This window comes from Gordonia sp. VNK1 (assembly GCF_040049135.1).
Taxonomy (GTDB): domain Bacteria; phylum Actinomycetota; class Actinomycetes; order Mycobacteriales; family Mycobacteriaceae; genus Gordonia; species Gordonia oleivorans.
The window spans coordinates 1-2,497 of sequence record NZ_JBDZDJ010000057.1; the positions used below are offsets into that span (position 1 = coordinate 1).

3 protein-coding genes are annotated in these 2,497 nt (G+C 61.9%); 2 read left to right on the plus strand and 1 reads right to left on the minus strand.

The annotated features are described in order from the left end of the window. Positions 1-219: 219 nt before the first annotated feature. The gene (locus ABLE94_RS26270) at positions 220-1,236 is read right to left on the minus strand and encodes a helix-turn-helix domain-containing protein (protein WP_005195135.1); all 1,017 of its coding nucleotides are present in this window, start codon (positions 1,234-1,236) and stop codon (positions 220-222) included. Between the two features lie 100 nt (positions 1,237-1,336). Between ABLE94_RS26270 and ABLE94_RS26275 the strand changes: the two genes are divergently transcribed. Then, positions 1,337-1,657, plus strand: coding sequence for a 2Fe-2S iron-sulfur cluster-binding protein (locus ABLE94_RS26275; protein ID WP_005195134.1), 321 nt, complete (start codon positions 1,337-1,339; stop codon positions 1,655-1,657). A 25-nt stretch (positions 1,658-1,682) separates the two neighbouring features. Next, on the plus strand, positions 1,683-2,497 hold an 815-nt coding region (locus tag ABLE94_RS26280), incomplete at its 3' end, for a cytochrome P450 family protein (protein WP_484494649.1).

The following is a 2,497-nucleotide window of genomic DNA, read 5'->3' on the forward strand; positions in this document are numbered from 1 at the left end:
GCCATAACGGTGGCTAGAACGAACCGGCTGGTGTCCTCGGCGAGGCGGCAGACGTTGAGGTGTGGCTGAGAATTGCCGCGTAGGCGATGCTGGCTGACTTGTAACGACCGTGCGCTTCGGACGGGGCGGGCCCGGGTTACCGTATCGAAACGTTATGAACCAGTCGCGAAATTCGTTGTGGTGTAATCAGCTGACGCCCCGATTGGGCTGGTCGAGCATTCATGCGGCTGGCGGGCGTGCACGTCGAAGTCGAAACTGCGACGGGGAGCAGCCGACCCACCGAGCAAACGCATGAGAAAAGCTTGCGACGTCGCAGTACCCCAGTTCGGTAGCAATCTGGCCGATTCCGACGCCGGGATCGAGAAGTCGGAGGATGGCGTGCTCCTGCATGAATTGCTGTCGTAGGCGGCGCAGGGTGGTGCCCTCGGCGTGTAGGTGCCGTTTGAGTGTGCTTACCGATACCGACAGCTCTGCTGCGATCCGACTAGCGTTGACTCGAGCAGGGTCTGCATCAAACTGGGCTCGGACGCGCTGCGTGTACGAGTTGTGACGCCGCTGATCGCAGAGCCGTCGCAGTTCGGCGGTACCGATCCGGTAGGCGACGGGATCGGAAAAGCGGCACACCTCATGAAGCGCCTCGGCTGGTATGCGAACAAATGACGCTGGCGCATCGAAGACGACTCGATGCCCTATCTCTCCCACGTTCAGCGGCTCGGTCGGCGCCGGGCAGGTCAGGTGTAACTCTGCTGAGGACACATCTCCTGTGAGTATTTTCACCAGACGCAGAACGGTCAGGCCCCCATAAGTGACGGCAAAGCAGTCGGTACCCGCGCTGTCGGTGCGCCCTGCGAGACCGATGGTAAGACCACTGGCGCCATGATGAAAGTCCGCACTTAGCGCCGTCGAGATCAACGGCAGAAAACGAAGCAACTCGACGATGTCAACGACCGACCCGGCACTGACCAGCGGCAGGCTCAGTGGACCGAAGGAGGTCAGCTGAGCGTGCTCAGCGAATGCGAGGCCCAGCCGAAACCCGTCGTGCGGCCCCATCGTCGGATACACGTCATGAAACCATTGCATCGGCACCTGCGCTTCTTGCGTGATCAACGTTCTGAGGTCGGTGCCCTCCTGGGCCATTATCCGACCGAATGCGCTCGTCGCCTCCGTGCCCAGCGCACCGCTGTCGAGAAGCTGTGCAAACGCCAACGGGGGCACACCGGATTCACCGAGGGTCACGTGAGCCAGATTAACAACAGATTGCGACGTTCACACATGGATCGGTCGGGATCCGCACATTCACACTCAAGGGGAACCTCATACGTGCAAGGAGGTGGCCATGGCCACGATCACATACATCACCCACGATGGAGACGACTACGAAGCCGATCTCGTGGAGGGGAAGTCGCTCATGCAGACCGCCGTCGACGAAGCCGTCCCCGGCATCGACGGTGATTGTGGTGGCGAAGCGGCCTGCGGTACGTGTCACGTCATTGTCGACCCGGCGTGGATCAAGACCGTCGGGCGCAGCGGCGAGGGCGAGGAAGAGATGCTGAGCATGCATCCGGAACGGGAAGGAACCTCGCGGCTGTCCTGCCAGATGATCGCGACTGAGGAGTGGGACGGCCTGACTGTTCGCCTCCCGGAATTCCAACTCTGACCCGCAACGACGAAGGAATGCAATCATGAGCATCGCAGCCACCGTCGCCGAGAAGGCGCAATCAATGATCCCGATCGACCTTCAGATCCGGGGGGCGCATGTCTATGACAAGACCCGCCGAATCGTCACAAGGACCGACGGCCAGAAGATCTTCACCGAGACCCCGATCCCGCCGGTGGACGAGGTCGATCTCGCCGAAATCGACCTGAGTAACCCGTTCCTGTATCGCCAGGGTATGTGGCGCTCGTACTTCGAGCGTGTCCGCAACGAGGCGCCGGTGCACTTCCGTTCGGAGAGCCCCTTCGGTCCGTTCTGGTCGGTCACGCGACACGCCGACATCATCGCGGTCGACAAGAATCACGAGGCGTTCTCCGCCGAACCGTTCATCATCATCGGCAGGCCCCCGCGTTTCATGGACATCGCGATGTTCATCGCGATGGATCCGCCCCGGCACGACAAGCAGCGCGCCGCAGTGCAGGGCGTGGTGGCTCCGAAGAACCTTCGTGAGATGGAGGGGCTCATCCGCGCGCGCGTCCGCGAAGTCCTCGACGGCCTCCCACTCAACGAGCCGTTTGACTGGGTCCAGACTGTGTCGATCGAACTCACTGCACGCATGCTCGCGACGCTACTTGACTTCCCTTACGACAAGCGGCACAAGCTGGTCGAATGGTCCGACCTCGCGACCTCGATGGAGCAGGCCAACGGCGGCCCCTCGGACAACGACAGGGTCTTCCGTGAGATGGTCGCGATGGCGCAAGGCCTGAGTTCGCTGTGGCGGGACAAGGCGGCACGTACCGTGGCCGGCGAAGAGCCTGGCTTCGACCTCATCACCATGCTGCA

What these genes read in the sequence shown, in the direction of transcription:
- ABLE94_RS26275 (WP_005195134.1), top strand. Translation starts at nt 1,337, where the DNA reads ATGGCCACGATCACATACATCACCCACGATGGAGACGACTACGAAGCC.